The sequence below is a fragment of the Sphingomonas sp. CBMAI 2297 genome, from assembly GCF_029870595.1.
In the GTDB taxonomy this organism is placed as follows: Bacteria; Pseudomonadota; Alphaproteobacteria; order Sphingomonadales; family Sphingomonadaceae; genus Sphingomonas.
Map to the genome: position 1 here is coordinate 198,875 of NZ_JAPDIR010000005.1, position 24,213 is coordinate 223,087.

At 68.6% G+C, this 24,213-nt stretch carries 29 protein-coding genes; 18 read left to right on the top strand and 11 right to left on the bottom strand.

Features of this window, described 5'->3' with window-relative positions:
• Positions 1-120 precede the first annotated feature (120 nt).
• From OMP43_RS09505 to OMP43_RS09520, 4 genes are all read left to right on the top strand, one after another.
• On the top strand, positions 121-777 hold the full coding sequence (locus tag OMP43_RS09505) for a PepSY-associated TM helix domain-containing protein (RefSeq protein ID WP_280279476.1): 657 nt from the start codon (positions 121-123) through the stop codon (positions 775-777).
• Between the two features lie 6 nt (positions 778-783).
• On the top strand, positions 784-1,317 hold the full coding sequence (locus tag OMP43_RS09510; RefSeq protein ID WP_280279477.1) for a DUF2271 domain-containing protein: 534 nt from the start codon (positions 784-786) through the stop codon (positions 1,315-1,317).
• Positions 1,318-1,336: 19 nt separating this feature from the next.
• On the top strand, positions 1,337-2,218 hold the full coding sequence (locus OMP43_RS09515; protein ID WP_280279478.1) for a DUF4198 domain-containing protein: 882 nt from the start codon (positions 1,337-1,339) through the stop codon (positions 2,216-2,218).
• A 224-nt stretch (positions 2,219-2,442) separates the two neighbouring features.
• On the top strand, positions 2,443-3,423 hold the full coding sequence (locus tag OMP43_RS09520) for an FAD:protein FMN transferase (RefSeq protein ID WP_280279479.1): 981 nt from the start codon (positions 2,443-2,445) through the stop codon (positions 3,421-3,423).
• Positions 3,424-3,801: 378 nt separating this feature from the next.
• Here OMP43_RS09520 and OMP43_RS09525 read toward each other — a convergent pair whose 3' ends face one another.
• From OMP43_RS09525 to OMP43_RS09550, 6 genes are all read right to left on the bottom strand, one after another.
• Positions 3,802-4,485, bottom strand: coding sequence for a Fe2+-dependent dioxygenase (locus OMP43_RS09525; RefSeq protein ID WP_280279480.1), 684 nt, complete (start codon positions 4,483-4,485; stop codon positions 3,802-3,804).
• Positions 4,479-5,177 carry a tetratricopeptide repeat protein gene (locus OMP43_RS09530; protein ID WP_280279587.1) on the bottom strand — a complete coding sequence of 233 codons (699 nt, stop codon included), beginning with the start codon at positions 5,175-5,177 and terminating at the stop codon, positions 4,479-4,481. The genes OMP43_RS09525 and OMP43_RS09530 overlap by 7 nt, the downstream gene beginning before the upstream one ends.
• Positions 5,174-7,678 carry a TonB-dependent receptor gene (locus tag OMP43_RS09535; RefSeq protein WP_280279481.1) on the bottom strand — a complete coding sequence of 835 codons (2,505 nt, stop codon included), beginning with the start codon at positions 7,676-7,678 and terminating at the stop codon, positions 5,174-5,176. The genes OMP43_RS09530 and OMP43_RS09535 overlap by 4 nt, the downstream gene beginning before the upstream one ends.
• Positions 7,679-7,806: 128 nt before the next feature.
• Positions 7,807-8,055 carry a ribbon-helix-helix domain-containing protein gene (locus tag OMP43_RS09540; protein ID WP_280279482.1) on the bottom strand — a complete coding sequence of 83 codons (249 nt, stop codon included), beginning with the start codon at positions 8,053-8,055 and terminating at the stop codon, positions 7,807-7,809.
• Positions 8,052-9,878 carry a cobaltochelatase subunit CobT gene (gene cobT / locus OMP43_RS09545; RefSeq protein WP_280279483.1) on the bottom strand — a complete coding sequence of 609 codons (1,827 nt, stop codon included), beginning with the start codon at positions 9,876-9,878 and terminating at the stop codon, positions 8,052-8,054. The genes OMP43_RS09540 and cobT overlap by 4 nt, the downstream gene beginning before the upstream one ends.
• A gap of 42 nt (positions 9,879-9,920) precedes the next feature.
• On the bottom strand, positions 9,921-10,811 hold the full coding sequence (locus OMP43_RS09550; protein ID WP_280279484.1) for a hypothetical protein: 891 nt from the start codon (positions 10,809-10,811) through the stop codon (positions 9,921-9,923).
• A 137-nt stretch (positions 10,812-10,948) separates the two neighbouring features.
• Between OMP43_RS09550 and OMP43_RS09555 the strand changes: the two genes are divergently transcribed.
• Complete coding sequence (locus OMP43_RS09555; protein WP_280279485.1) at positions 10,949-11,332, top strand: hypothetical protein; 384 nt, start codon at positions 10,949-10,951, stop codon at positions 11,330-11,332.
• A 346-nt stretch (positions 11,333-11,678) separates the two neighbouring features.
• Here OMP43_RS09555 and cobS read toward each other — a convergent pair whose 3' ends face one another.
• Positions 11,679-12,683 carry a cobaltochelatase subunit CobS gene (cobS, locus tag OMP43_RS09560; RefSeq protein ID WP_280279486.1) on the bottom strand — a complete coding sequence of 335 codons (1,005 nt, stop codon included), beginning with the start codon at positions 12,681-12,683 and terminating at the stop codon, positions 11,679-11,681.
• A gap of 184 nt (positions 12,684-12,867) precedes the next feature.
• Here cobS and OMP43_RS09565 point away from each other — a divergent pair, with 184 nt between their 5' ends.
• The gene (locus tag OMP43_RS09565; RefSeq protein ID WP_280279487.1) at positions 12,868-13,521 is read left to right on the top strand and encodes a hypothetical protein; all 654 of its coding nucleotides are present in this window, start codon (positions 12,868-12,870) and stop codon (positions 13,519-13,521) included.
• Positions 13,522-13,807: 286 nt separating this feature from the next.
• Here the strand turns inward: OMP43_RS09565 and OMP43_RS09570 are convergent, their stop codons facing one another.
• Positions 13,808-14,422, bottom strand: a complete 615-nt coding sequence (locus OMP43_RS09570; protein WP_280279488.1) for a winged helix-turn-helix transcriptional regulator — start codon at positions 14,420-14,422, stop codon at positions 13,808-13,810.
• Positions 14,423-14,581: 159 nt separating this feature from the next.
• Between OMP43_RS09570 and OMP43_RS09575 the strand changes: the two genes are divergently transcribed.
• The 8 genes from OMP43_RS09575 to OMP43_RS09610 are packed head-to-tail and all read left to right on the top strand — an operon-like array spanning position 14,582 to position 19,136.
• Complete coding sequence (locus tag OMP43_RS09575; protein ID WP_280279489.1) at positions 14,582-15,274, top strand: DUF899 family protein; 693 nt, start codon at positions 14,582-14,584, stop codon at positions 15,272-15,274.
• Between the two features lie 23 nt (positions 15,275-15,297).
• A complete protein-coding gene (locus OMP43_RS09580) occupies positions 15,298-15,738 on the top strand; it encodes a VOC family protein (protein WP_280279490.1) in 441 nt (146 codons plus the stop codon).
• Positions 15,739-15,764: 26 nt separating this feature from the next.
• Positions 15,765-16,148 carry a DoxX family protein gene (locus OMP43_RS09585; RefSeq protein WP_280279491.1) on the top strand — a complete coding sequence of 128 codons (384 nt, stop codon included), beginning with the start codon at positions 15,765-15,767 and terminating at the stop codon, positions 16,146-16,148.
• 26 nt (positions 16,149-16,174) lie between these two features.
• Positions 16,175-16,654, top strand: a complete 480-nt coding sequence (locus tag OMP43_RS09590; protein ID WP_280279492.1) for a VOC family protein — start codon at positions 16,175-16,177, stop codon at positions 16,652-16,654.
• Between the two features lie 10 nt (positions 16,655-16,664).
• Positions 16,665-17,318 (top strand): glutathione S-transferase family protein, encoded by a 654-nt coding sequence (locus OMP43_RS09595; RefSeq protein ID WP_280279493.1) that lies wholly within the window; start codon positions 16,665-16,667, stop codon positions 17,316-17,318.
• A 28-nt stretch (positions 17,319-17,346) separates the two neighbouring features.
• On the top strand, positions 17,347-17,703 hold the full coding sequence (locus OMP43_RS09600; RefSeq protein WP_280279494.1) for a DUF1428 domain-containing protein: 357 nt from the start codon (positions 17,347-17,349) through the stop codon (positions 17,701-17,703).
• A complete protein-coding gene (locus OMP43_RS09605) occupies positions 17,700-18,482 on the top strand; it encodes a VOC family protein (protein WP_280279495.1) in 783 nt (260 codons plus the stop codon). The genes OMP43_RS09600 and OMP43_RS09605 overlap by 4 nt, the downstream gene beginning before the upstream one ends.
• 6 nt (positions 18,483-18,488) lie before the next feature.
• Positions 18,489-19,136: a glutathione S-transferase family protein gene (locus tag OMP43_RS09610; protein ID WP_280279496.1), complete on the top strand. Its 648-nt coding sequence runs from the start codon at positions 18,489-18,491 to the stop codon at positions 19,134-19,136.
• A 152-nt stretch (positions 19,137-19,288) separates the two neighbouring features.
• Here the strand turns inward: OMP43_RS09610 and OMP43_RS09615 are convergent, their stop codons facing one another.
• A complete protein-coding gene (locus OMP43_RS09615; protein ID WP_280279497.1) occupies positions 19,289-19,903 on the bottom strand; it encodes a J domain-containing protein in 615 nt (204 codons plus the stop codon).
• Positions 19,904-19,939: 36 nt separating this feature from the next.
• Here OMP43_RS09615 and OMP43_RS09620 point away from each other — a divergent pair, with 36 nt between their 5' ends.
• The 4 genes from OMP43_RS09620 to OMP43_RS09635 all read left to right on the top strand — a co-directional run bounded on the left by OMP43_RS09620 (position 19,940) and on the right by OMP43_RS09635 (position 22,392).
• A complete protein-coding gene (locus OMP43_RS09620) occupies positions 19,940-20,224 on the top strand; it encodes a BolA family protein (RefSeq protein WP_280279498.1) in 285 nt (94 codons plus the stop codon).
• 105 nt (positions 20,225-20,329) lie between these two features.
• Positions 20,330-21,229 carry a pirin family protein gene (locus tag OMP43_RS09625; protein WP_280279499.1) on the top strand — a complete coding sequence of 300 codons (900 nt, stop codon included), beginning with the start codon at positions 20,330-20,332 and terminating at the stop codon, positions 21,227-21,229.
• A 43-nt stretch (positions 21,230-21,272) separates the two neighbouring features.
• On the top strand, positions 21,273-21,437 hold the full coding sequence (locus OMP43_RS09630; RefSeq protein WP_280279500.1) for a hypothetical protein: 165 nt from the start codon (positions 21,273-21,275) through the stop codon (positions 21,435-21,437).
• Between the two features lie 55 nt (positions 21,438-21,492).
• Positions 21,493-22,392 carry an alpha/beta hydrolase gene (locus tag OMP43_RS09635; protein WP_280279501.1) on the top strand — a complete coding sequence of 300 codons (900 nt, stop codon included), beginning with the start codon at positions 21,493-21,495 and terminating at the stop codon, positions 22,390-22,392.
• Positions 22,393-22,696: 304 nt separating this feature from the next.
• Here OMP43_RS09635 and OMP43_RS09640 read toward each other — a convergent pair whose 3' ends face one another.
• Both OMP43_RS09640 and OMP43_RS09645 read right to left on the bottom strand, forming a co-directional pair.
• A complete protein-coding gene (locus OMP43_RS09640) occupies positions 22,697-23,077 on the bottom strand; it encodes a DUF6157 family protein (protein ID WP_280279502.1) in 381 nt (126 codons plus the stop codon).
• Entirely contained in the window at positions 23,074-24,171 is a 1,098-nt protein-coding gene (locus tag OMP43_RS09645) for a DUF2332 family protein (RefSeq protein WP_280279503.1), read from the bottom strand. Before OMP43_RS09645 ends, OMP43_RS09640 begins: the two co-directional genes overlap by 4 nt.
• Between the last annotated feature and the right edge of the window lie 42 nt (positions 24,172-24,213).

Sequence of the window (24,213 nt, forward strand, 5' to 3'; positions counted from 1 at the left end):
AGTCGAATGTCGATTGGTCCCAGGCGCTCCCCACCCGATCCACCCCTGCATCAGGTTTGCAATTGCGAATCGTTCGCGTTACGGACCGGCATCGAATCGACCCGGAATCACGCACCCGAAATGCACGCCCCCACCGCCCAGGCAGAACAGGCCAAGGCCAAAGCGAAGCGCAGCCGCAAGAGCTTCTGGCTGAAGCAGCTTCATACCTGGCACTGGATGAGTTCGGCGATCAGCCTGATCGGGCTGCTGCTCTTCGCGATCACCGGCTTCACGCTCAACCATGCCGCGGATATCGAGGCAGCGCCGAAATCGGTCGAGCGCGCGGCGCAACTGCCCGCTGCCCTGCTCGCCCGGGTCAAGGCCGACGACCAGCCCGACAGCAAGAAGCCGATCCCCGCCGATGTCGCCAAATGGGTGCAGGACCAAGTGAAGATCGACGCGAGCGGAACGGCCGAATGGTCCGCCGGCGAGATCTATCTCGCCAGGCCGCGGCCCGGCGGCGACGCCTGGATCTCGATCGACCGCGACACCGGCGCGGTGACCAGCGAGATCAGCTCGCGCGGCTGGATCGCGTACCTCAACGACCTCCACAAGGGCCGCAACGCCGGCACCGCGTGGAAATGGTTCATCGACATCTTCGTGCTGGCCTGCATCGTCTTCACGCTCACGGGCCTGGTCCTTCTCTGGATGCACTCCAGGCATCGCAGAAGCACCTGGCCACTCGTCGCCGCCGGCCTTGTCATTCCCGCGCTCGTCGCGATTTTCCTGATCCACTAGGGAGCCATGCCCATGCACTATCGCATCACCGGCCTCACGCTCGCCGCGATCGGCGGGGCGGGCCTTCCCGCCGCCGCCGGCGCGCAGACGCTCGATCTGTCGATCGCCATTCCGCAGCTGAAGGTCGCCGAATATCACCGCCCCTATGTGGCGATCTGGCTGGAGAAGGAGGGCGCCGCGCCGCGCACGCTCCAGGTCTGGTATGATTTCGACGGGAACAGCAAGGAAGGCGCCGGCACCAAATGGCTGCGCGACATGCGCCAATGGTGGCGCGTGGTCGGCCGCGGCATGACCTTCCCGGCCGACGGCGTCACTGGTGCCACCCGCCCGGCGGGCAGCCACAAGGTCACGCTGGTGGGCGGGCGCGGCGGCATGCCCGCGCTCACGCCGGGCAATTACAAGCTGATGGTCGAGGCGGCCCGCGAAGTCGGCGGCCGCGAAGTCGTCACGGTGCCCTTCACCTGGAACGGCACCGCCGCGCGCGGCGCCACCAAGGGCACGAGCGAGCTCGGCGCCGTCACCGTTTCGATCAAGCGCTGATTTCAGGGGGAATAGAGCCATGGACTTCCGCAAGCCGCTTCTCGCCGCCGCCGCGATCGCCGCGATCGCCGCCCCGGCCGCCATCGCCCACCGCATGTGGATGCTGCCGTCGTCGACCACCGTCTCGGGCACCGACAACTGGGTGACCGTCGACGCCGCCGTGTCGAACGACCTGTTCTTCTTCGATCACCAGCCGCTGCGCGCCGTGCCCCTGGTCACCCAGCCCGACGGCAGCGAAGGCAAGGTCGAGAACCACAATGTCGGCAAGTTCCGCGCAACCTTCGACCTGCACCTGACGCAGCAGGGCACCTACAAGGTCGCCGTGGTCAACGAGGGCGTGTTCGGCAGCTATATGCTGAACGGCGAGCGCAAGATGCTGCCGCGCGGCACCACCGCCGCGACGCTCGCCGCCGCGATCCCGGCCGGCGCGACCGATGTGCAGACCGCCGAGAATCTCAGCCGCAACGAGATCTTCATCACCCAGGGCGCGCCGACCAGCACGGTGTTCAAGACCAGCGGCCGAGGCATCGAGCTGGTGCCGATCACCCATCCGAACGATCTCGTCACCAATGAGCCCGCGAACTTCCAGTTCCTGAAGAACGGCAAGCCCGGCGCCGGCCTCACCGTCACCGTCATTCCGGGCGGCATCCGCTATCGCGACAATCTGAAGGAGCAGGTCCTCAAGACCGATGCCGAGGGCAAGGTCTCGATCAAATGGGGCACTCCGGGCATGTATTGGGTGATGGCCAATGAAGGCGGCGAACGCCCCGAAGGCCCGGGCGCCGGCGCGGCACCGGCCGGCCAGCAGACGACCCCGGCCGGTCCCGGCGGCGAGCGCCCCGCCGGCCCGCCCCGCGCCCGGGTGAGCTACGTCACCACGCTCGAAGTGCTGGCGCCATAGGGTAGCGACCCAATCACCAGACTCGTCATCTCCGCGACTCCCTTCGTCATCCCCGCGCAGGCGGGGATCCAGGGCCAAGGGCGGGTTGCGCGCAATCGAGTCCTGCGCGCTCCGGGGAGCGCCCGCTTGGTGGCCTCTTCGTTCCCGCGCCACCCTGGATCCCTGCCTGCGCGGGGATGACGGTTGAAGGAATATGAGGCCTTTACCGGGATGACGATCCGCGCATGACCGTCAGAATAGCCATTCCCCCCACACTCTCGCCCGCTGCGTTCCATCGCCGCCGGGCGGGAGCCGCGGTCCTCGCCTGCACCGGCGAGACGATGGGCACCGGCTGGTCGGCCCGGCTGGCCGCTCCGCCGGAAGGGATCGCGGCGAAGATCCAGGCCGAACTGGACCGGGTCGTGGCCGAGATGAGCCACTGGGCGCCGGACTCCGCGCTTTCCCGCTTCAACCGGAGCGCGCCCGGCCGCTGGCAGCCGCTGCCGGCCGGCTTCGCCCGCGTCCTCGCCGCCGCGCTCGAAATCGCGGAGAAGAGCGGCGGTGCCTTCGATCCGGCGATGGGTGCGCTGGTCGATCTCTGGGGCTTCGGCCCGCCCGGCCCGCGCGCCGGCTTGCCGAGCGACGAGGCGCTCGCCGCCGCCCGCGCCATTTCCGGCCGCGCGCATATCGAGCAGGATGATCGCCGTGCCCGTCGGCATGGCGAGGCTGCGCTCGATTTCTCCGGCATCGCCAAGGGGCATGGCGTCGACCGCGTCGCCGAAATGCTGCGCAGCATGGAGCTGCGCGACTTCCTGGTCGAAATAGGCGGCGAGCTGCGCGGCGAAGGCGTCAGGCCCGATGGCCAGCCCTGGTGGGTCGATCTGGAGCCCGTGCCCGGCAGCCGCCTGGCGCCGCTGCGCGCCGCGCTGCACGGCCTGTCGATCGCCACCTCGGGCGATTATCGCCGCAGCTTCGCGCATGGCGGCCGCGACTATGCCCATACCCTCGATCCGCGCACCGGCCGGCCGCTGGACAATGGCGTCGCCTCGGTCACGGTGCTGCACCCCAGTTGCATGCTGGCCGATGCCTGGGCGACGGCGCTCACGGTGCTGGGGCCGGCGGGAATGGCACTCGCCGAACGGGAGGGACTGGCGGCGCACATGGCGGTGCGGGCGGGCACGGGGTTCGTGGAGCACCTCTCCCCGGCGCTGCAGGCGATGCTCTAGGTTGAGAACCCAAACAAGGCTTTGATTTTCTACCGTCATCCCGGCCTTGAGCCGTGGTGACGAAGGAAGAATATGAGTCCTCAACCTGGTTGAGAACCAAAACAAGCCCTTGAAACCACACCCGTCATCCCCGCGAAGGCGGGGATCCAGGGTAATAAGGGACGATCGAAGCAATCACGCGGGTGCGTGCCGGAAACGGCAAGGCGAGCCGCGCCGTCCTTGCCCCTGGCCCTGGATCCCCGCCTTCGCGGGGATGACGGGTGAAGGGGGCGGTTGAAGGGATAGCGGGGATGACGCTGGAGAATATGAGCCCTCAAACCAGGGTCAATCGACATTCAGGCTATGGGAGTAGCTTGGCGGGCCGGACCAGCCTTCGGCTCAGGCATCGGCCCAGCGACGCAGGAGGTTGTGATAGACGCCGGTCAGCTCGATCACCGAGCGATCGTCGTTGCCGAGCGTCGCCGCCAGCCGCTGCACGGCCTGGTCCATCTCGAACAGGATGCGCCGGGCACCATCGTCGCGCACCATCGACTGGAGCCAGAAGAAGCTCGCCACCCGTGTGCCGCGCGTCACCGGCTCCACCCGGTGCAGGCTCGACGAGGGATAGAGGATCGCATGCCCCGCCGGCAGCTTGGCCGCCTGCTCGCCGAACTGCCCCTCGATCAGCAGCTCGCCGCCGTCATATGCACCGGGATCCTCGAGAAAGACGGTCATCGACAGATCGGAGCGGATGCGGAAATCGGTGCCGCGCTGGATGCGCACCGCATTGTCGACATGCGTGCCGAAGCGCTGCCCGCCGCCATAACGGTTGAACAACGGGGGAAAGACCTTGAGCGGTAGCGCCGCCGCCACGAACAGCGGCGAACGGCCCAGCGCATCGAGGAGGATCGCGCCGGCGCGACGATGCGCCTCGCCGCCTTCGGGCAGCTGCTCGTTCTGCTTGGCGAGCGCCGACTGCGCGCCCGAAGTCACATTGCCGTCCACCCAATCGGCCGCGTCGATCACGCGGCGGATCTCGGCCACCTCTTCCGGCGAAAGCAGTTCGGGAATGGCGATCAGCACAGCAATTCCTCCAGTTCGGGCCAGCGCGAGGCTTTCAGCCAGTCCCGCGCCTTTTGCGCGAAGGCCGGCGTGGCGCCCTCGCGGGTCCGCACGAGCCAGGTCCGCGCCTCGGCCACCCGGCCCGCATCCAGCAGCATCCGGGCATGATTGAACGCGCCGCGGAAATCGCCGCCCTCGGCCGCCTGCCGATAGAGATCCGCCGCCCTGGCCATGTCGCGCGCCACTACCCAGCCATCCTCGTGGAAGCTGCCGACATAGTTGATCGCCTTGGCATTGCCCATCGCCGCGGCCTTTTCGAACCAGGCGAGCGCCGCGGCCTTGTCCTCCGCCACGCCGGCGCCGAGCGCCAGTGCCGTCGCGTAATTGTACATGCCCCAGTCGAGCCCGCGCGCCGCGGCGACGCGGAAGCATTCGGCGGCCCGTGCCTTGTCGACCGGCGTGCCCCAGCCGAGATCATAGCAGCGCCCGACCATGTTGAGCGCCATCAGATGGCCCTGTGCCGCCGCCTTGTTGAACCAGGCGAAGCCCGCGCGCGGATCGCCGGCGTCGAGCAGCATCTGGCCGAGCACGGCCTGCGCCTCGGCCACGCCCTGCTCGGCGCCCGCCCGAACGAGCGCCGCCCGCACCTCCGGCGAACCGGAGAGGCGGGCGGCGATTTCGTCCGCGGAGAGGCTGTCCAGGTCTTCGCTCAGAACTTCACCCCCAGCGTGGCGAAGGCCGAGCGGCCCGGCGCGATCGACGCATAATGCGCCGTATAGGCCTGGGGGAAATAGACCTTGTCGGTCAGGTTCTGCACGTTGACGCTCACATCGAAATGCTCGTTGATCGTGTAGCCGATGCGCGCGTCGAAACGCCAATATTCGGGCACGGTCACGATGCGGACCTTGGTGGCCGGCGTGTAGGTGGTGACGCCCGCGGCATTCTGGGTGAAGCTGCGATTGTCGGAATAGCCGCCGAACACCCGGCTCATATAATAAGCGCCGCCGCCGATGCTGAGGCCCTTGATCGGCGTGGCGTTGGCCCACAGCGTGAAGCTGTCCCGCGCGGTCTGGGTCGCCTGGCGGCCGGTGTTGACCGAGGGCACGAGCATCGTCTTGGCCTGCTGGACGACGACGCCGCCCACCGTGACCGCCGCGGCGGTCAGCACGGTATAGCCGCCATCGACGATCTTCGGATCGAGATGGGTATAGCCGCCGAACACGTTCAGCCACTTGGTCAGGTTGCCGTTGAAGCTGAACTCGACGCCGCGGATGCGGCGCTTGCCGATGAACTGCACCGTATTGTCCGGCCCGGTCGCGCGGGCATTGTCGGTGTCGGTCTGGAAGGCGGCCAGGGTCAGCGAGAGCTGGTTGTCGAACAGCCCGGCCTTGGCGCCGACTTCGTAGCTCTTGGTCTTCTCGACCTTCAGGCTGTCGAGCAGTGCCAGGTTGGCGGCGGTGTTGGTGGTCGGCAGCGCGTTCGGCTCCTGCCCTTCACCGAGCAGGCTGTTGGGCGGCGTCGCCGCGGTTGCGTAGCTCGCATAGAGGCTGGTGTTCGCCGTCGGCTTGAAGACCAGGCCCGCCTGCCAGTTGAACAGCGTGTCGGTGCGCTCGAGCGGAGTCGTCTGGGTCGCGCCCGCGGCGAGCGCCGGCGTGATCTTCGACGTGAAGCGGTCGACCCGGGCGCCCAGGTTGAGGATCAGCGACGGGAGCAGCGTGATCGAGTCGAAGGCATAGGCCGAGAGGGTATGCGCGTCGTTCTGGGTCTCCGCGGTGGGCGCCCCCTTCACGATCGGCGTCGTCACATTGGTGGCGTCGCCGGTATAGTTCACCCAGGGATCGCTCGGGTTCGGGCTGAACAGGCTGGTGCAGTAGAAGCGGCCGATCGCGGCCGGCGTGCAGCGCGGGCTGATGCCCGAGCCGGTGGCGAGGACATAGGCGCCGCGGCGCGCCTTCTCCCAGCTGATCTCGAAGCCGGTCGCGACGCTGTGCTTGATCGCGCCGGTCTCGAAGGTGCCGAACAGGTCGGTCTGGTTGGTGAGCGATTCGGCATAGCCATAGCGCGTGTTGGCGCGCCGCCAGACCAGGCCGCCCGCCGTCGCCGGGGCCGCCGCGTTGGTGCCATAGACATTGCCCTGCTGATCGTCGGGCTGGGTGTAGATGTAGTTCTGCTCGTTATAGTTGTAGCGCGAGGTGTTGCGCAGGGTCACCGTGCCGAAGTCATGCTCGACCCGCACCGTGGCCTGGTGGGTGAAGGTGTCGCGGAAGTCGCGGCTCTTCAGGCCGTAGAAGGTGTCGCGGTCGACACGGCCGGTCACGCCGGCGATCGTCCGCACATTGCCGATGGCCGGCTCCGAATAGATCTCGCCGGTGCCCGGCGCATTGGCCAGCGTGTAGAGATAGGGGATGCCGCTGTCGGGCAGCTCATGGCTCTCGAGATAATAATAGGAGGCGGTCAGGCGCGTCGGCGTGCCGAGACCGATGGTGACCGACGGCGCGACGCCCCAGCGGCGCTGCCAGATCGCGTCGCGGCCGGCGACGTCCTGATCGTGCCACATCGCCGCGACGCGCACGCCGACGCTGCCGCCCAGATACTGGTTCACGTCGAGCGTGGCGTGCTTGTAGTCCGCGGTGCCGACGCTGCCGGTCGCGCGGATGAAGCTGGTCTGCTGCGGCACCTTGGTGATGATGTTGATCGAGCCGCCGGCGCTGCCGCGACCGCCCAGCGTCGAATCCGAGCCGCGGATCACCTGGACCTGCTCGATCGCGAAGGTGTCGCGGGTCTGCGCCGCGGTGTCGCGCACGCCGTCGACAAAGGTCGAGCCCTGGCTGTCGAAGCCGCGGATGAAGGGGCGATCGCCGATCGGGTTGCCGCCTTCCGCGGCGCCGAAGGTGATGCCCGGCACGGTGCGCAGCGCATCGGCCAGCGTCGTCGAGCCGGTCTGGTCGATCACGTCCTTCGGCAGGATCACCACCGAGCGCGGGGTATTCTGGACGGAAGCGGTAGCCTTTGGCCCCTGCAGCTCGGCGCGGCCGCCGGTGACGACGATCTGCTCGCGGTCCTCGGCGCTGCGGTCCTGGCCGTCCTTGTCCGCGTCGGCGGGCACCGGCCCATTGCCGTCGGCGGCATGCGCGGCCGGAGCGGTGGCGATGAAGCCGACACAGGCAAGCGCAAGGAACGAAGCGCCCGAACGCGCGGTGGAAACACGACTCACAATTGATCCCCCTGAACAGGTTATTTCGAGGCGAGCTATTGCGAGGCGTTCTCAGAGTCAATGCTAATGCGAGCGGTTCGCATCTTTGTCGCAAATTTGTTGCGGAACGGCGTCATGATGGGGGGCCGTCAGCCGCGCGGATGGCCGAGCAGCCAGGTGCGGATCGCGCTGGCGAGGTTCGGCGGATCCTCGCCGCCGATCCGGGCATGGTCGATCGCCGCGATCAGCGCGTTGAGCGGCAGGGCGCGCTCGGCCGCCACCTGTTCGAGCGCTTCCCAGAAGAGCGGCTCGAGGCTGATCGAGGTCTGGTGCCCGGCAATGGTGACGGAGCGCTTGACCGGCCCGTGAAAGCCGCCCGGGGGCGGATCGACGTTCATTCCGTATCGAAGAGCGCCGCCAGCTGCTCGACCATGGTGCCGGCAAGCTGCTCGGCGTCCATGATCGTCACTGCGCGGCCGTAATAGCGAGTCACGTCATGGCCGATGCCGATCGCGACCAGCTCGACCGGCGAGCGCGCCTCGATCCAGCCGATGACCTGGCGCAGGTGGCGCTCCAGATAGGAGCCCGAATTCACCGAGAGCGTCGAATCGTCGACCGGCGCGCCGTCCGAGATCACCATCAGGATCTTGCGGTCCTCGGGCCGGCCGATCAGCCGCTGGTGCGCCCAGAGCAGCGCCTCGCCGTCGATATTCTCCTTGAGCAGCCCCTCGCGCATCATCAGCCCGAGCGACTTCTTCGCGCGGCGCCAGGGCTCGTCGGCCTGTTTGTAGATGATGTGGCGCACGTCGTTGAGGCGGCCGGGCTGGGCCGGGCGGCCATCGGCCAGCCATTTCTCGCGGCTCTGCCCCCCTTTCCAGGCGCGGGTGGTGAAGCCGAGGATCTCGGTCTTCACGCCGACGCGCTCCAGCGTGCGCGCCAGGATATCGGCGCTGATCGCCGCGATCGAGATCGGCCGCCCGCGCATCGAGCCCGAATTGTCGATCAGCAGCGTCACCACCGTGTCCTTGAACTCGGTGTCCTTCTCCGCCTTGTAGGAGAGCGACTGCATGGGATTGATCACCACGCGCGCCAGCCGCGCCGCGTCGAGCAGGCCTTCTTCCTGGTCGAAGTCCCAGCTGCGGTTCTGCTGCGCCATCAGCCGGCGCTGGAGCCGGTTGGCGAGCTTGGTCACCGCCCCCTGGAGATGGACCAGCTGCTGATCGAGATAGGAGCGGAGGCGATCCAGCTCCTCGGTGTCGCACAGCTCGGTCGCGGCGATCACCTCGTCGAACTGAGTGGCGTAGGCGCGATATTCGAACTGGGGCGGCAGGTCGCTCCACGGGCGGTTGGGCCGCACGGGCAGCATGCCCTCGTCCCCTTCGTCGCCGGGCTCGCCATCGCCATCCTCCATCGCGTCGGACTGCTGCTGCTCGCCTTCCTCGCCCGTATCGGACTCGCGCTGCTCGCCGCGCGCCTCGGCCTGGCCCTCGCCCTGGCTCGTCTCGCTCTCGCCTTCCTCCTCGCCGGGCTGCTCCTCTTCCTCGGTGCCCTCGTCCTCGCCGCCGCCCTCGTCCGCCTCGTCGGGCAACAGGTCGCCTTCGGTGAGCTCCAGGTCGTGGAGCAGCTTCGACGTGAGCGAGGCAAAGGCACGCTGGTCGTCGATCGCCAGCGCCAGCGCATCGAGATCGGCGCCGGCGCGCGCCTCGATCCAGTCGCGGATCAGCGCCATGCCGAGCGCCGCCGCGCCCGGCGATTCGCGCCCGGTCAGCCGCTCGCGCACCATCAGCCCCAACGCGGTGGAGAGCGGCACTTCCTCGCGGTTGCGCGCCCGGGTGATCGGATCGGCCCGCAATTTCAGCTCGAGCGCATGTTCGAGATTGGCGGCGATGCCGGCATAGCCGCGCGAGCCCAGCGCCTCGACCCGCGCCGTCTCGACCGCGTCGAACACCGCGCGGGCAACCGGCTCGCGCGGCGCGCCCTTCATATGCAGCGCATTGTCATGGTGGCGCATGCGCAGCGCGAAGCTGTCGGCAAAGCCGCGCGCCTCGGCCACTTCCGCGGCCGGCAGCATGCGCGACGGCGTCGGCACCTTGAGCTGGCGCCCGTCCTGGCGCGGCGCCTCGCCGGTGAAGCTCAGCTCCACCTCGCGCTCGCCCGACAGCGCGCGCGCGGCGCCGCCCAGCACATTGCGGAACCTGTCGAGCGGAGAGTCGGCGGCCATGCTTCCGCTTTGGGAAGCTTGGCCGCGCGATGCAAGCCTCGGCTAGATATAGATGTAGATGTATCGCACCTGGATCGAGATCGGACGGAACAGGGTCGGGCGGAAGTTGCGCTCGATCGTGAAGCGCGCATTCCCCTCGGCGTCGACCCCGTCGACCCGCACGATCGCGCCCATCACGTTGTTGAAGAACACCGGATAGGGGATCTTCCTGGGATTGGTCTGCAGATACGGCACCTGGCGCTGCAATGGCCCGCCGGTACCGTTATACAGCACATAGTCGAAGCTCCGCTTCTTGCCGTCCTCATAGACTTCGAGCTCGAGCTGCACCTTGTTGCTCTCGGGCGTGTACTTCCGATAGCGCAGCCGCAGATACTGGCCGGCGTCGCGCGGCACCAGATATTCGGTCTTGTACGCCACCGCATCGATCGGGATCGCCTTTTGCAGCGCCTGGTCCTTGGCGCCGGCGAGGAAGACCTGGTCGAGCTTGCCGTCCTTGTCGCCATCGATGAAGCAGAAGCGGACGATCGGCATGAACTTGGAGCCCAGCCCCCCGAGCAGCGCCGCGCCCAGCCCCGAACGGCCGCGCTGGTCGCGTCCGCAGAAATAGAGCCCCTTGCCGCCTACCTTGGCCTGAGTCGCTTCGGGCGCGACCACGGCGGTCAGTTCCTCGCCGGCGGCGATCTCGTCGGTGAACTTGTCGATCGAGACCTTCACCGGCGCGAGCAGCGTGAGCTTCTGCGACTGCTTGACGGTGGCGCGCATCAGTTCCTCGCCCGGCTTCAGCGTGAACGCCTTGCCGATCTCCACCGCCGAATCGGGCCACATCGTGTCGGGCAGCGGAAACACCGCCATGTTGCCCCCGCCGGCCGGTGCCGCGGCCACGAGCATCGGCACGCTCGCCAGCATGGCGAGCCCCTGCGATTTCCGGATCATCATTCCCCCATTTCCGCGCGGCCCGCCGCGCTTCCCCGGGCCGAGCTTGCCCGGACCCGAGGGCCAAGGCAATCGCGGATCGATCCCGATTGCCTTGGCCGCGCCCGCGCTTCATGGTTCCCGGCAAGGGGGATCGAATGAAGCTTCTCGAACGGATCGGCCTCGGGCGGATGAGCCATGGGGAATATAGCGCCAACCTCAACGGCCTCGGCATCTTCTTCGGCGCGGTGCTCGGCTTCGTGATGGCGAGCACCGAAACGCTGGGCACCCGGGACTATACGATTGTCCTTGTCGGCACGGCATCGATGGTGATCACCATCCTCTATGTCTCGTCGAGCAAGCAGCGGCTCGCCTATGCGCTGCTCGCCGCGGCGGGAGTCGCGCTCATGCCCCTCTCGCTCAGGATCCTGCTCACGCCGGGCGCGCAGCTGCCGGTCCAGCTCCAGCCCACGCTGGCGGTCTGGCTGGCCATGACCGTGGCGATCGAGTTCGCGCCGCGCGAGACGGAACGGAAGGGCTAGGGTCGGGCTTCGATCAGCAAGCCGCGTCACCCCCGCCCGCGCGGGGATGACGAAGTAAGGGCCGGCGCTCGTGGCGGGCCCATATTCCCTACATCGCGCGCGCCGCGGCCATCCCAAAGGTCACGAAGTACGCGCCCCGCGCGGGGTTCTCACCGGGCGCATCTTCCCTGTTCTTTCGAGAATGCCGCGCATCCCGCAACATCCCTGCGCGAGTGCGATCCTATCTTTCCGCCAGCTTCAAGAAGCGGTCGGACCAAGGCGCCGGCTGCGTGAGCCCAGCAGGCGCAATCCTACATTGCAAGGGGCGGCCGGCAGCCGGGACGGCGCCCCGGTGCCGCCGCCCCGCTCAGGCCTTGCCCACCACGCTCTCGGGCAGGTCCTTGCCGAACACGCGCTGATAATATTCGGCCACCTGCGCGCGCTCCGCCTCGTCGCACTTGTTGAGGAACGACAGGCGGAAGGCGAAGCCGACATCCTTGAAGATCTCGGCATTCTGCGCCCAGGTGATCACGGTGCGCGGGGACATCACGGTGGAAATGTCGCCGGCGACGAAGCCCTTGCGGGTCAGGTCGGCCACGCGGACCATGTTCTCGACCAGCTCCTTGCCGCCCGGCTTGTCGAAATCACCGGACTTGGCCAGCACGATCTGCGCCTCGACCGCGGCGGGCAGATAGTTGAGCGTCACCACGATGTTCCAGCGGTCCATCTGGCCCTGGTTGATCTGCTGGGTGCCGTGATAGAGGCCGCTGGTGTCGCCCAGGCCCACGGTGTTCGCGGTGGCGAACAGGCGGAAATAGGGATTGGGGCGGATCACGCGGTTCTGGTCGAGCAGGGTCAGCTTGCCCTCGGTCTCCAGCACGCGCTGGATCACGAACATCACGTCCGGCCGGCCTGCATCATATTCGTCGAACACGAGCGCGGTCGGGGTCTGCAGCGCCCAGGGGAGCAGGCCCTCGCGGAACTCGGTGATCTGCTGGCCGTCCTTGAGCACGATCGCGTCGCGGCCGATCAGGTCGATCCGGCTGATGTGCGCGTCCAGGTTGATGCGGATGCAGGGCCAGTTGAGCCGCGCCGCCACCTGCTCGATATGCGTGGACTTGCCGGTGCCGTGATAGCCCTGGACCATCACGCGGCGATTGTGCGCGAAGCCCGCCAGGATCGCGAGCGTCGTATCCGGATCGAAGACATAGGCGGGATCGAGATCGGGCACGCGCTCGTCGGCCTCGCTGAACGCCGGCACTTCCAGGTCGCTGTCGATCCCGAACAGGTCGCGCGCCTTCACCATCTTGTCGGGCGCGTCGAGGATCGTGGTGCTCCGGCTGTCGGGCTGGGTGTTGGGGATATCGGCCATGTCTTCGGATCCTTCCGTCGCCTGAGCGACTAGAAGCTCCCGTGCCGCACTGCAACGGGCTTCGCGCAAAACGCGCGAGCGTCGCCTTCCGCCGCAAGCCCTTTCCTCGAATCGGCTTTCATGGGATCATGACGCCACAGTAACGGGCGCGCGCATCTACCGATCCTTTTCTCTGGGGAAGACAATGAACGGGAAGCTGTTGTTCCTGGCGCTGCTCGCGCCGCTCGCCGGTTGCGATTGGGGTCAGCAGCCTCCCCCGCCCCCGCGGCGCCCGCCGCCGCCGGTGGTCCGCCCCGTCGATCGCGGGCCGAACTGGCTCGATCCCGTTCCCTATTGCGAAGGCGCGCTGCGGCGCGGCGAATGGCTGGTCTGCGACAACAAGAACCTCAACTGGCTGCACCGCACGCTCGCCGGCCAATGGGCGGAGGAGCGCCAGGGCGCCGACCGCCAGCGGCTCTGGGTCCAGCGCCAGCAGCTCCAGGCGTTGCTCAGCGAGCGCGACGCCTGCCAGACGGCGGAATGCGTCGCCACTGCCTATCGCCGCTATCTCAAGGCGCCGCCGCGCGAGACGCGGCCGCCGGAATGGCGCCCCGCCCCGTCGCCGCGGCCGATCCATTACCGCCCGCGCGAGAAGCGCTGGAACTGGCGTGACAACGGCCCGAGCTGCGCTTCGAAGATCGGCTGGCAGAAGGCGGCGCTGCTCGCGCGCCAATGCACGGTCGTCAACCCGGACGGCCAGTGCGGGCCGCAGCGGGGCTGCGAGACGCTCAAGACGATGATCCTCGACGGCTGCTGGGACATGGGCGATCGCCGCCCGGGCTTCTGCAACCGGACCTAGGACGCGCCGGCACCGGATGCCGCACGGCCGATTCGGGCCGGCGGCGGGGGCACGGAAGTTTATGCTACGAGGGGCCGGTTCTCCTTTCCCGCATGATTGCCGATGGCGGACGCGATCGCTGCGGGAGAGGAAGCCGGCCCGCATCCGCCAGCACGGAGCGGGCGAAATCCTATATCGCAACTCCGCTGCCGTCCCGGCGAAAGCCGGAATCTCCGGCGATGACGGGGGAAGGAGCCGCACGAGATCCCGGCTTTCGCCGGGACGGCGGATTCGGGCGGTCGGCGCTCTAGTCGTTCTCGAACCGCGGCAGGCCGAACAGGTCGACGAAGCGCTGGGCCAGCGCGACATCGCCGGTGACCGCCACCCGCCCCTCGCGGATCGACTCGGTGAGCGGCAACGGGCCGTAGAAGGTCGCGGCGAGCGGAGTCGGCACGCCTTCGAAGATCACATCCGCGCCGGCGGGGTCGCCGCGCTCGATCGCCAGCCCGCCATCGACGATCGTCGCGCGGAAAGGTTCGCCGCCGATGCGGAAGCCGAGATCGATCGCAAGCGCCCGCGCGCCCTCGCGATTCATCATCGTCTTCAGCGAAAGCATGAAGGCGCCGTTGCTGAGCGGCAACGTGACGTCGTGCGCGGGCGAGCCCGCCGCCCAGCGGCTGAGCGCGAAGATCGGTTCCTCCAGCGCGGCGCCCCAGCGGGTCAGTTCATACACCTGGGCATTGACCGGCGAGGGGAGCTGCCGGCGGCGCAGGATGCCGCCCTTCTCCAGCCCCTCGAGCCGCTGGGTCAGGATATTGGCGCTGAGCCCCTCCAGCGCGCCGCGGATCTCGCCGAAACGGCGCGGCCCCAGCAGCAGCTCGCGAACAATCAGCAGCGACCAGCGTTCTCCGATCAGGTCCATCGCAAGCGCCGTTCCGCACGCGTCCTGATACCAGCGGCGTGCCTTTGCGAAATCCGAGTTAGTTATTTTTTGTGACTCCATAGTTGCTTTTAATAACCGAGTCGGGCATCAGGATCAAGAAAGCGATTCGCTGGCCACCCGAAGTGGAGGTTTAGTCCAATGACCTTGGTTCCCGCCGCAGAGCTGGCCGCGCGTGAGACGGCGCGCTGGCCGGGCGAGTCCCCCGAATATCGCGCGGCGCGCACCGCGCTGCTCGCCGAGGAGATCGCGCTGCGCCGTCACCTGGAGAGCGTGGCCGCGCAGCGTCGGGCGCTGCCGCCGGGCCCGGCGGTGACCGGGGACTATGCGTTCCAGGGCGAGCATGGCCCGGCCCGCCTCGCGGACCTGTTCGGCACGCACGACACGCTGGTCGTCTATACCTATATGTTCGGCCCGCAGCGCGAGCGGCCCTGCCCGATGTGCACCTCGCTGCTCTCGGCCTGGGACGGCGAGGCGCCCGACATCCTCCAGCGCACCGGCCTGGCCGTGATCGCGCGCTCGCCGATCGCGAAGCTTACGGCGTTCAAGGCCGAGCGCGGCTGGCAGCATCTGCCGCTCTATTCGGACGAGGACCAGGCGTTCAGCCGCGACTATGGCGCGATCGCCCCCGATGGCTCCGACATTCCGCAGCTGCTGGTCTTCACCCGGCGCGACGGCACGCCCCGCCTGTTCTGGGCGGGGGAGATGGGCCCGGACAGCGCCGATCCCGGCCAGGACCCGCGCGGCGCGCCCGACCTGATGCCGCTCTGGACCATCCTCGATTCCACGCCCGAGGGCCGCGGGACCGACTGGTATCCCTCCCTCACCTACTGAACCAGATCCCCAGGAGAGAAAACATGCCCCAGATGATCTTCGTCAACCTGCCCGTGGCCGATGTCACCCGGTCCACCGCCTTTTACGAGGCGATCGGCTGCACCAAGGACGCCCGCTTCAGCAACGAACAGGCCTCGGCGATGCAGCTCAGCGACACGATCGTGTTCATGATCCTGTCGCGGGACTTCTTCAAAACCTTCACGCCGAAGCCGATCGCCGATGCGCATGCGGTGACCGAGGCGCTGATCTGCATCTCGCGCGACAGCCGCGAGGCGGTGGACGCGATCGTCGAGGCGGCGGGCAGGGCCGGCGGCAAGGCGGACATCCGCGAGAAGCAGGACATGGGCTTCATGTACGGCCGCAGCTTCGAGGATCCGGACGGCCATATCTTCGAGCCGATGTTCATGGATCTCGAGGCCGCGATGGCCGCCTTCCCCGACGGCCCCGCCCATGAGCCGGCCTGAGCGGGCGCGAACGCGGGAGGCGCGGCATGAAGCGTGACCTTGCAATCGGCTGGGCACTGAGCGGCCTGGTCATCCTGTTCCTGGCGATGGACGCCGGCGGCAAGCTGATCGCGCCGGCGGCGATGATCGCCTACAGCCCGCCGCTCGGCATCCCGCCGGACGTGGGCCTCTATCGCGAGCTCGGGCTGATCCTCGCGCTCGGCACCATCCTCTATGCGGTGCCGCGCACCGCGGTGCTCGGCGCGATCCTGCTTACCGGCTATCTGGGCGGCGCGGTCGCGATGCACTTCCGGGTGGGCAGCCCGTTGTTCAGCCACACCTTGTTCGGCGTCTATCTGGGCGTGATCGCCTGGGGCGGACTGTGGTTCCGCGACCCGCGCGTGCGCGCGCTGATCCCGATCGCCGGCTGATTCCGAAAGTCCGAAGGAGAGGACCGATGGCAGACAAGATCACTACCGTCCTGTGGTTCGATCATGTGGCCGAGGAGGCCGCCAACTTCTACGTCTCGCTGCTGCCCGACAGCCATGTCGGCAGGGTCTTCCGCGCGCCGGGCGACAATCCCAGCGGCAAGGAAGGCGCGGCGCTGGTCGTCGAGTTCACTCTGGCCGGGCGCAGCTATGCCGGGCTGAACGGCGGCCCGAACTTCAAGCCGAACGAGAGCGTCTCGTTCCAGATCCTCACCGAGGACCAGGAAGAGACCGATCGGCTGTGGAACGCGATCGTGGGCAATGGCGGCACGGAAAGTATGTGCGGCTGGTGTAAGGACAAATGGGGCTTCAACTGGCAGATTACGCCGCGCCGGCTGATCGAGCTCAACTTCGGCGACGATCCCGCAAGCGCGAAGCGGGCGTTCGAGGCGATGATGACGATGAAGAAGATCGACATCGCGGCGATCGAAGCCGCCGCGCGCGGCTGAGGAGGATGTCATGTCCATCGAGATCACCGGCTTCAACTGGGTGCCCGATTTCGCCCGCGGCTATGTCCGCGACCTGCGGCCGCGCTGGGCCTGCGAGGAGATCGGCCTGCCCTATGCCATGCGGCTGATCAGCCCGGTCCCGCCCAGGCCGGCCGCCTATTTCGAGGAGCAGCCCTGGGGCCAGGTGCCGGTGCTGCACGATGGCGAGGTCCGGCTGTTCGAGAGCGGCGCGATCCTGCTGCACCTGGCGGAACGGGACACGCGGCTGCTGTCGCGCGATCCGCAGCAGCGGGCGACGAGCATCGCCTGGCTGTTCGCGGCGCTCAACAGCGTCGAGCCCGGACTGTTCGAGCTGGGCAACGTCACGCTGTTCTCGAAGGACGCGGAATGGGCGAAGCTGCGCCTGCCGAGCCTGATCGAGGACATGGGCAAGCGGCTGGATCGGCTCGCCGATGCGCTGGGCGAGCGGGAATGGCTGGGCGACGGCTTCAGCGTTGCCGACATCGCGATGGTGACGGTGCTGCGCAACGCCGACGGCAGCCCGCTGATCACCTCGCGCCCCACCCTGGCCGCCTATGTCGAGCGCGGCATGGCCCGGCCCGCATTCCAGCGCGCGATGGCCGCGCAGCTCGCGGATTTCCAGCCCGCGCCGGTCGCGGCCTGACGAAGCAAGACGGAAGAGGAGAGTGAAAATGGCTTATATCGACGGTTTCGTCGCGCCGGCGCGCGACCGGGAATCCTATCTGGCGATGGCCAGGAAGGCTGCCCCGATCTTCATCGAACATGGCGCGCTGCGCGTGGTGGAAGGCTTCGGCCATGACGTGCCGCGCGGCAAGGTCACCGATTTCTACATGGCGGTGAAGGCTGAGGAGAGCGAGACGCCGGTCTTCTCCTGGATCGAATGGCCCGACAAGGCGACGCGCGATTCGGGCTGGGAGAAGATGATGGCCGACGAGCGGATGAAGCCGGACGGCGACATGCCGTTCGACGGCCAGCGCATGTTCTGGGGCGGCTTCGAGGCGATCGTGGACACGGGAGCAGGCAAATGAACGCGCATGGAAGCTTCATCTGGTACGAGCTGGTGACCAAGGACGCGGCCAAGGCCAAGGCGTTCTACGATTCGGTCTGCGGCTGGAACATCGATGCCGAGCCCGCCCCGGGCGGCATGGACTATCGCATGATCAACGCGGCCGACGGCCAGGCCGGCGGCGTGATGCAGCTCAACGCCGACATGATCGCCGGCGGCGCCCGGCCGGTTTGGCTCGGCTATCTCGGGGTCGATGACGTCGATGCGTCGGTCGCCGCCGTGGTCGCGGCCGGCGGGCAGGTGCATCTTCCCGCCTTCGACATTCCCGATGTCGGCCGGCTGGCGATGGTCACCGATCCGCAGGGCGTGCCCTTCTACGTGATGCGCGGCGCCTCGCCGCACACCAGCACCGCCTATCAGCGGATGGGCCTCGGCCATGTCGCCTGGAACGAGCTGCTCGCGCCCGACGACGACGCCGCGCTCGCCTTTTACGAAAAGCTGTTCGCCATCACCAAGGTGGGCGGCATGCCGATGGGCGAGATGGGCGAGTACAGCTTCATCGCCAATGGCGACAGCAAGGGCGAGGCGGTCGGCGCGATCATGCGCGCGCAGCCCGGCACCCCTCCGGGCTGGCGCTTCTATGTCCGCGTGCCCGACATCACCGACGCGATCGCCAGGGTCGAGGTCGGCGGCGGCAAGGTGGTATGGGGCCCCGAGCAGGTGCCCGGCGGCGAATGGGTGATCAGCATCGTCGACCCCGAGGGCGTGGCCTGCGGCTTCGTATCGCCCGGCAAGAGCTGAGCCGCGATGACCGTCACCATCACGGCCTTCGACCGGTCGCCCGATGGCGGCAAGGGGCTGGCGCGCGACACCCGGGTGCGCTGGGCGCTCGAGGAGGCGGGCCAGCCCTATGCGGTCCGGCTCGTCTCCTTCGCGGCGATGAAGGCCCCGGCGCACCTGGCGCTGCATCCCTTCGGCCAGATCCCCACCTATGAGGAAGGCGGCCTCGTCCTGTTCGAGACCGGGGCGATCGTCCTCCATATCGCCGGGCGGCATGCCGGCCTGCTGCCCGGCGATGCCGATGCCCGGGCGCGCGCGATCGCCTGGATGTTCGCCGCGGTGAACACGGTGGAGCCGCCGATCCTCGAGCTCTCGACCGCCCTGTTCCAGGAAGGCAAACAGCCCTGGGCCCAGGACCGCCTGCCGCTGGTCAAGGATCGCATCCGCGCGCGGCTGCGCCAGCTATCCGACCGTCTCGGCGACGCCGAATGGCTCGACGGCGCGTTCAGCGCGGGCGACCTGATGATGATCTCCGTGCTGCTCCGCTGCCGCCCATCGGGCCTGCTCGACGAACATCCGAACCTCGCCGCCTATGTGGCCCGCGGCGAGGAGCGCCCGGCCTATCGGCGGGCCTTCGCGGACCAGCTGGCGGTGAACACGCGCCCGGCGGACTAGGCGAGGCGGCATTCGGGGTCCTGGCGGTTCCCCGGCGAAGGCCGGGGCCCAGTATCCGCGCACATAGTCAGGCTGGCCCGCCTCTCGATCGACGTTGCGACAGGGCCCCGGCCTTCGCCGGGGAACCGCCAGAAAGGCTGCAGATATCGAACCTAGGCAAAGGCGGGCGAGCCCCTGAGCGTCTGATAGGCTTCGATCACGCGCTGGAGGCGGCCTTCATGGCTGCGGTCGCCGCCGTTGCGGTCCGGGTGGAACTTGCGGACCAGCTCGGAATAGCGCTTGCGCAGCGCCGTGCGGTCGGCATCGATCGCCAGGTCGAGCACGTTGAGCGCCTCGCGGTCCTTGCCAGAGAGCGGCTTGCCGTCCTTGCGCTCCGCCCGGTCCTTCATGCGTTCCTGGAAGCGCGCGCCGATCGCATCGAGCGGATCCGCGAAATCCGCCCAGCGCGGCGGCCGGTCGGCCCCGCCCGCGCCCGAAAAGGCGCGCGTCTCGCGCTCCCAGCCGGCATAGGGGCGCTGGGCGTCATGGATCTCGTCGGGCGTCATGCCCTGGAAGAAATTATAGCCCGAGTTGAACGCGCGAACATGATCGAGGCACAGCCAGCGATATTCGCCCGGCCCGTCATAGCCGCCGCGCGCATGGCCCGCCGGCGCACGGAACTCGCCCGGCTCGGTGCAGCCCGGTTCGGCGCACAGCCGCCCCTGCGCCTCCACCCGGCCGTGGAAACGGGCATTCGGCCGGTCCTTCCTGTGCTGGCCCTCGGCCACGCTACCTCCCTTGCGCAAACCGCCTATATAGGCGCGATGACCGACATCGCCACCGGCGGACTCGCCGACATCATCGCCGCCCGTCTCACCGCCGCGCTCGCCCCGGCGCATCTCGAGGTGATCAACGACAGCCATCACCACGCCGGCCATCTGGGCGACGACGGCACCGGCGAATCGCACTGGACCGTGGTGGTGGAGAGCGCCGCCTTCCAGGGCCTGTCGCGCGTCCAGCGCCAGCGCCTGATCAACACCGCGCTGGCCGACCTGCTCGTCGCGCGCATCCACGCACTGGCGATCCGGGCTCGCGCCCCGGAAGAGTGAGCCGGTGCCGCGCGCCGGCACCGCAGGATCGGAAATCCTGCCTTTCCAAAGCGTGGCTGTCCGCCGGCGGGCCGCCGGGCTATGCCGCTCTTCAAGGAGAGCATCATGACCGACGACCTGTTCCTCCAGACCATCACCCCCACCACCCATGACCTGGGCGGCTTCAAGGTCCACCGCACCCTGCCCTCCCGGCCGCGGACGATGGTGGGGCCGTTCATCTTCTTCGACCAGATGGGCCCGGCGCGGCTGGACGTCGGCACCGGCATCGACGTGCGCCCGCACCCGCACATCAACCTCGCCACGGTCACCTATCTCTATGCCGGCGCGATCGACCATCGCGACTCGCTCGGCACCTTCGCCACGATCGAGCCGGGCGCGGTGAACCTGATGACCGCCGGGCGCGGCATCGTCCATTCCGAACGCTCGTCCAGCGCCGAGCGCGCGAAGGGCCCGGAGCTGTCGGGCATCCAGACCTGGCTCGCCCTGCCCGAGGCAAACGAGGAAATGGCCCCGGCTTTCGAGCATGTCGGCGCCGGCGAGCTGCCGCTCGTCGAGGCGCCCGGCGCGCGCTGCCGGGTGATCATGGGCGAGCTGTGGGGCGCCAGGGCGCCGACCACCACCTATGCCCAGACCATCTATGCCGACATCGCGCTCGATGCTGGCGGCGCGGTGCCGATCGACCCGTCCGCCGACGAGCGCGCCCTCTATCTCGCCTATGGCGATGCCAGCATCGACGGGATCGAGATGGAAGTCTCCACGCTCTACATCCTGCGCCCCGGCATCACCGCGATGCTGCGCTCCACCGGCGGCGCGCGCGTGATGCTGTGCGGCGGCGAGGACTTCGCCACGCCGCGCCACGTCTGGTGGAACTTCGTCTCCTCCAGCCGCGACCGGATCAACCAGGCCAAGGAAGACTGGAAGGCGGGCAACTTTCCCAAGGTGCCGGGCGACGACAAGGAGTTCATCCCGATCCCGGAAGTGCCCAAGACGGTGAGCTATCCCTAGGACGCGGCTCAGCATCTGCCGGCGCAAGCGGCGCTACCCGACCATGAACGAGGCGCTGGACGCGATCCGCGCCTCGGGACTGGCGCTGCGCCCCTATCGCTGCGACCGCTGCTTCCACTATCACCTGACCAGCCGCACCAGGGGCAAGCGCGCGGTGCGGCCCGGATCGTCGCCATCATCGACGCGCGCGGGCGAGGATGATGGTTGAGGATGCGCGCGCGCCGGCCTAACCTGCGGCACCAGAGACAGGCGGGAAAGGCGACATGGCCGATTTCGAACTCCAGCGGATCCCCCTTCCCACCGGCGTGACGCTGAACGTCGCCGTCGCGGGCGATCCCGCCGCCCCGCCGCTGCTGCTGCTCCACGGTTTCCCCGAATCGCACCGCACCTGGCGCCACCAGATCCCGGCGCTGGCCCGCGACCATTATGTCATCGCGCCCGACCAGCGCGGCTTCGGCCATTCCGCGCGCCCCGAAGGCGTGGCGAACTATACGCCCGACAGGCCCGTGGCGGACCTGCTCGCGCTGGCCGACTATTTCGGGCTCGCCCCCTTCACCCTGGCAGGGCACGACTGGGGCGGCGCCATCGCCTGGATGGCCGCGCTGCAGAACCCGCAGCGCATCGCCCGGCTGATCATCGTCAACGCCCCCCACCCGCTCGTCTTCCAGCGCAGCCTGTTCGACGATCCGGCGCAGCGCGAGGCCAGCCAGTACATCACCGCCTTCCGCAACCGCGATTTCGAGCAGTTCGTCGCGCGGATCGGGCTGGAGAATTTCTTCGACACGACCTTCGCCAAGCATGCGGATCCGGCGCTGCTCGCGCCCGAAAAGCCCGCCTATCTGGCCGAATGGAGCCAGCCCGGCGCGATGACCGCGATGCTGAACTGGTATCGTGCCAGCACCATCCAGGTGCCCGCCCCAGGCGATACGCCGGAGCGGCCGCCCTGGCTCGACGCGCCCTTCCCGCCGCTCACCCAGCCGACCCTGGTGATCTGGGGGATGCAAGACACCGCGCTGCTGCCCGTCCAGCTCGACGGGCTCGATGCGCTGGTATCGAGCCTCACCACGGTGCGCATCGCGGATGCCGGCCATTTCGTGCCGTGGCAGAAGCCCGACGCAGTGACCGGGGCGATGCGGGACTGGCTCGCCGCGCGGCAGGGCTGAGCGCCGGAAGTTTCCGAAGTTTACGCTACGGGGGGCCGATTCTCCCCACCGGCACAGTGTCGATCGACCGCATCGCCGATCGGCGTAAAACCAATATGGTTCACTGTATGTAGATTCTTGCACCCGCTCGGCTCAGCAGGGAAAATCCTACTTTGCAAGCGGCCTCCCCAGTCCGTCACCCCGGCCTTGTGCCGGGGTCCACGGTGCCTCAAGTACAGCGCCAGGAGCCTCTTGCTTCCGGCCAGCTTCCCGGTGGACCCCGGCACAAGGCCGGGGTGACGAAGGAAGATGCCAGTCCCCCAACCTAGCGCGCCCGGCGCATCCCCGGCGTCTTGGCGACCGAAGGATCGTCCAGCAGCCGGCGATATTCGGCGCTCTCCATGCCGAGCAGCGCGATCCGGCCCTCGCCGTCGTGATGCACGCCCCAGCCGAACTGCTTCACCAGTGGCGAGGCGCGCAGGCATGCCTGGGGCCTGGCGAAGAAATCCTCGCGGCTCTTGTCCCCGCCCCGCGCGCGATGGGCGGCATGGAGCAGGTCGTCGCTGGTCATCGCATAGGGCCTGGCGAGCAGCGCATGCTGCACCGCCGCCACCGTGCCGGGCTTTTCCGGCACCGTCCCCGCCGAGACCGGGCTGTCCGGCGACGCGGTGATCAACGTGTCGCGATAATTGGTCGACTTCGTCACAGGCGCACCGCGGCCGCGGCATCGAGGAGAATGCCCTGCTCGCTGCTGCGCTCCGCGCCGGGGCGGACCCATGCCGCATGGGCATGCGCGGTGGCGACCACCACGCGCGGCCCGCCATCGGGCCAGGTCCGCACGCTCACCACCTGTTCGCCGAGCGCGCGATCGGGCTCCATCGCCACCCAGGCGAGCGGCCGTTCAGGCGTGGCCGCCGCACCCGCCGTCTCCATCGCGGCGCGGATGCGCGCGGTGCTCGCATCCGGGACATATTGCCAGACCACCGAGTGCATCAGCACCCGCGTGACGCCCGCTGCCTGCGGCTCGGCCAGGCGCGCCTCCACCCAGTCGGCCGCATCGGCGCGCGTCAGGTCCACGCCGCCCGCGCGCACCATCGCGATCGCCTTGCGCAGCCGCTCCAGCCGCATCGGCGTCTCGGCCCAGACATAGGCGGAGAGCCGCGCCGCCACCGCCGGATCGGTGACGTCGAGCGGCGCCACGTCGCAGCCCCGCGTCGAGACGATCTCGAGCGGCGGCAGCGCGGGCGGATCGCCGAGCCAGGCGGGTGCGATCGTGACGGGCGCATCGGCCGGCCCGAGCAGCGCGCCGCCCAGATCGAAACGATAGCGGTCGATCAGCAGGTTGAGCCCGCCGCTCGATCCGATCTCCAATATCTCCAGCTTCGGGCCATGGCGCCGCGCGACTTCGATCAGCCCGACGATCAGCGCGCCGGAGCGGCCCGGCTCGTTGGTCTGGGGCGGTCCGTCGAGCCAGGGGAGCAGGGCGGCGTCGTGGCGCGCCAGCACCCGGTTGAGCGCCGCCTGCAGCGCTTCGCCCGCCAGCCTGCCCGCGAACGCCTCCGCCAGTTCCGCGTCGCTGCCCGCCAGTACCAGCGCGTGCAGCCCGCCGACCAGCCGCAGCGGCAGCGCGTCGCGAGTCGGCTCGCCCGGCCAGTCGAGCACGCGGCGGCCGGTCTCGCTGCCGCGGGTCAGCCCGTCGGCGATCGCGACGCAGATGCCCGCATAGATGGGCGCGTCCATCTTGCGGCAATAGAATTCCTGGATCCGAAACGCGCCGCGGTTATTCTCTTCACTGGCCATAAGAATTACCTCCGCGGCGCGTCTGTTGCGCCCATGGGGTGC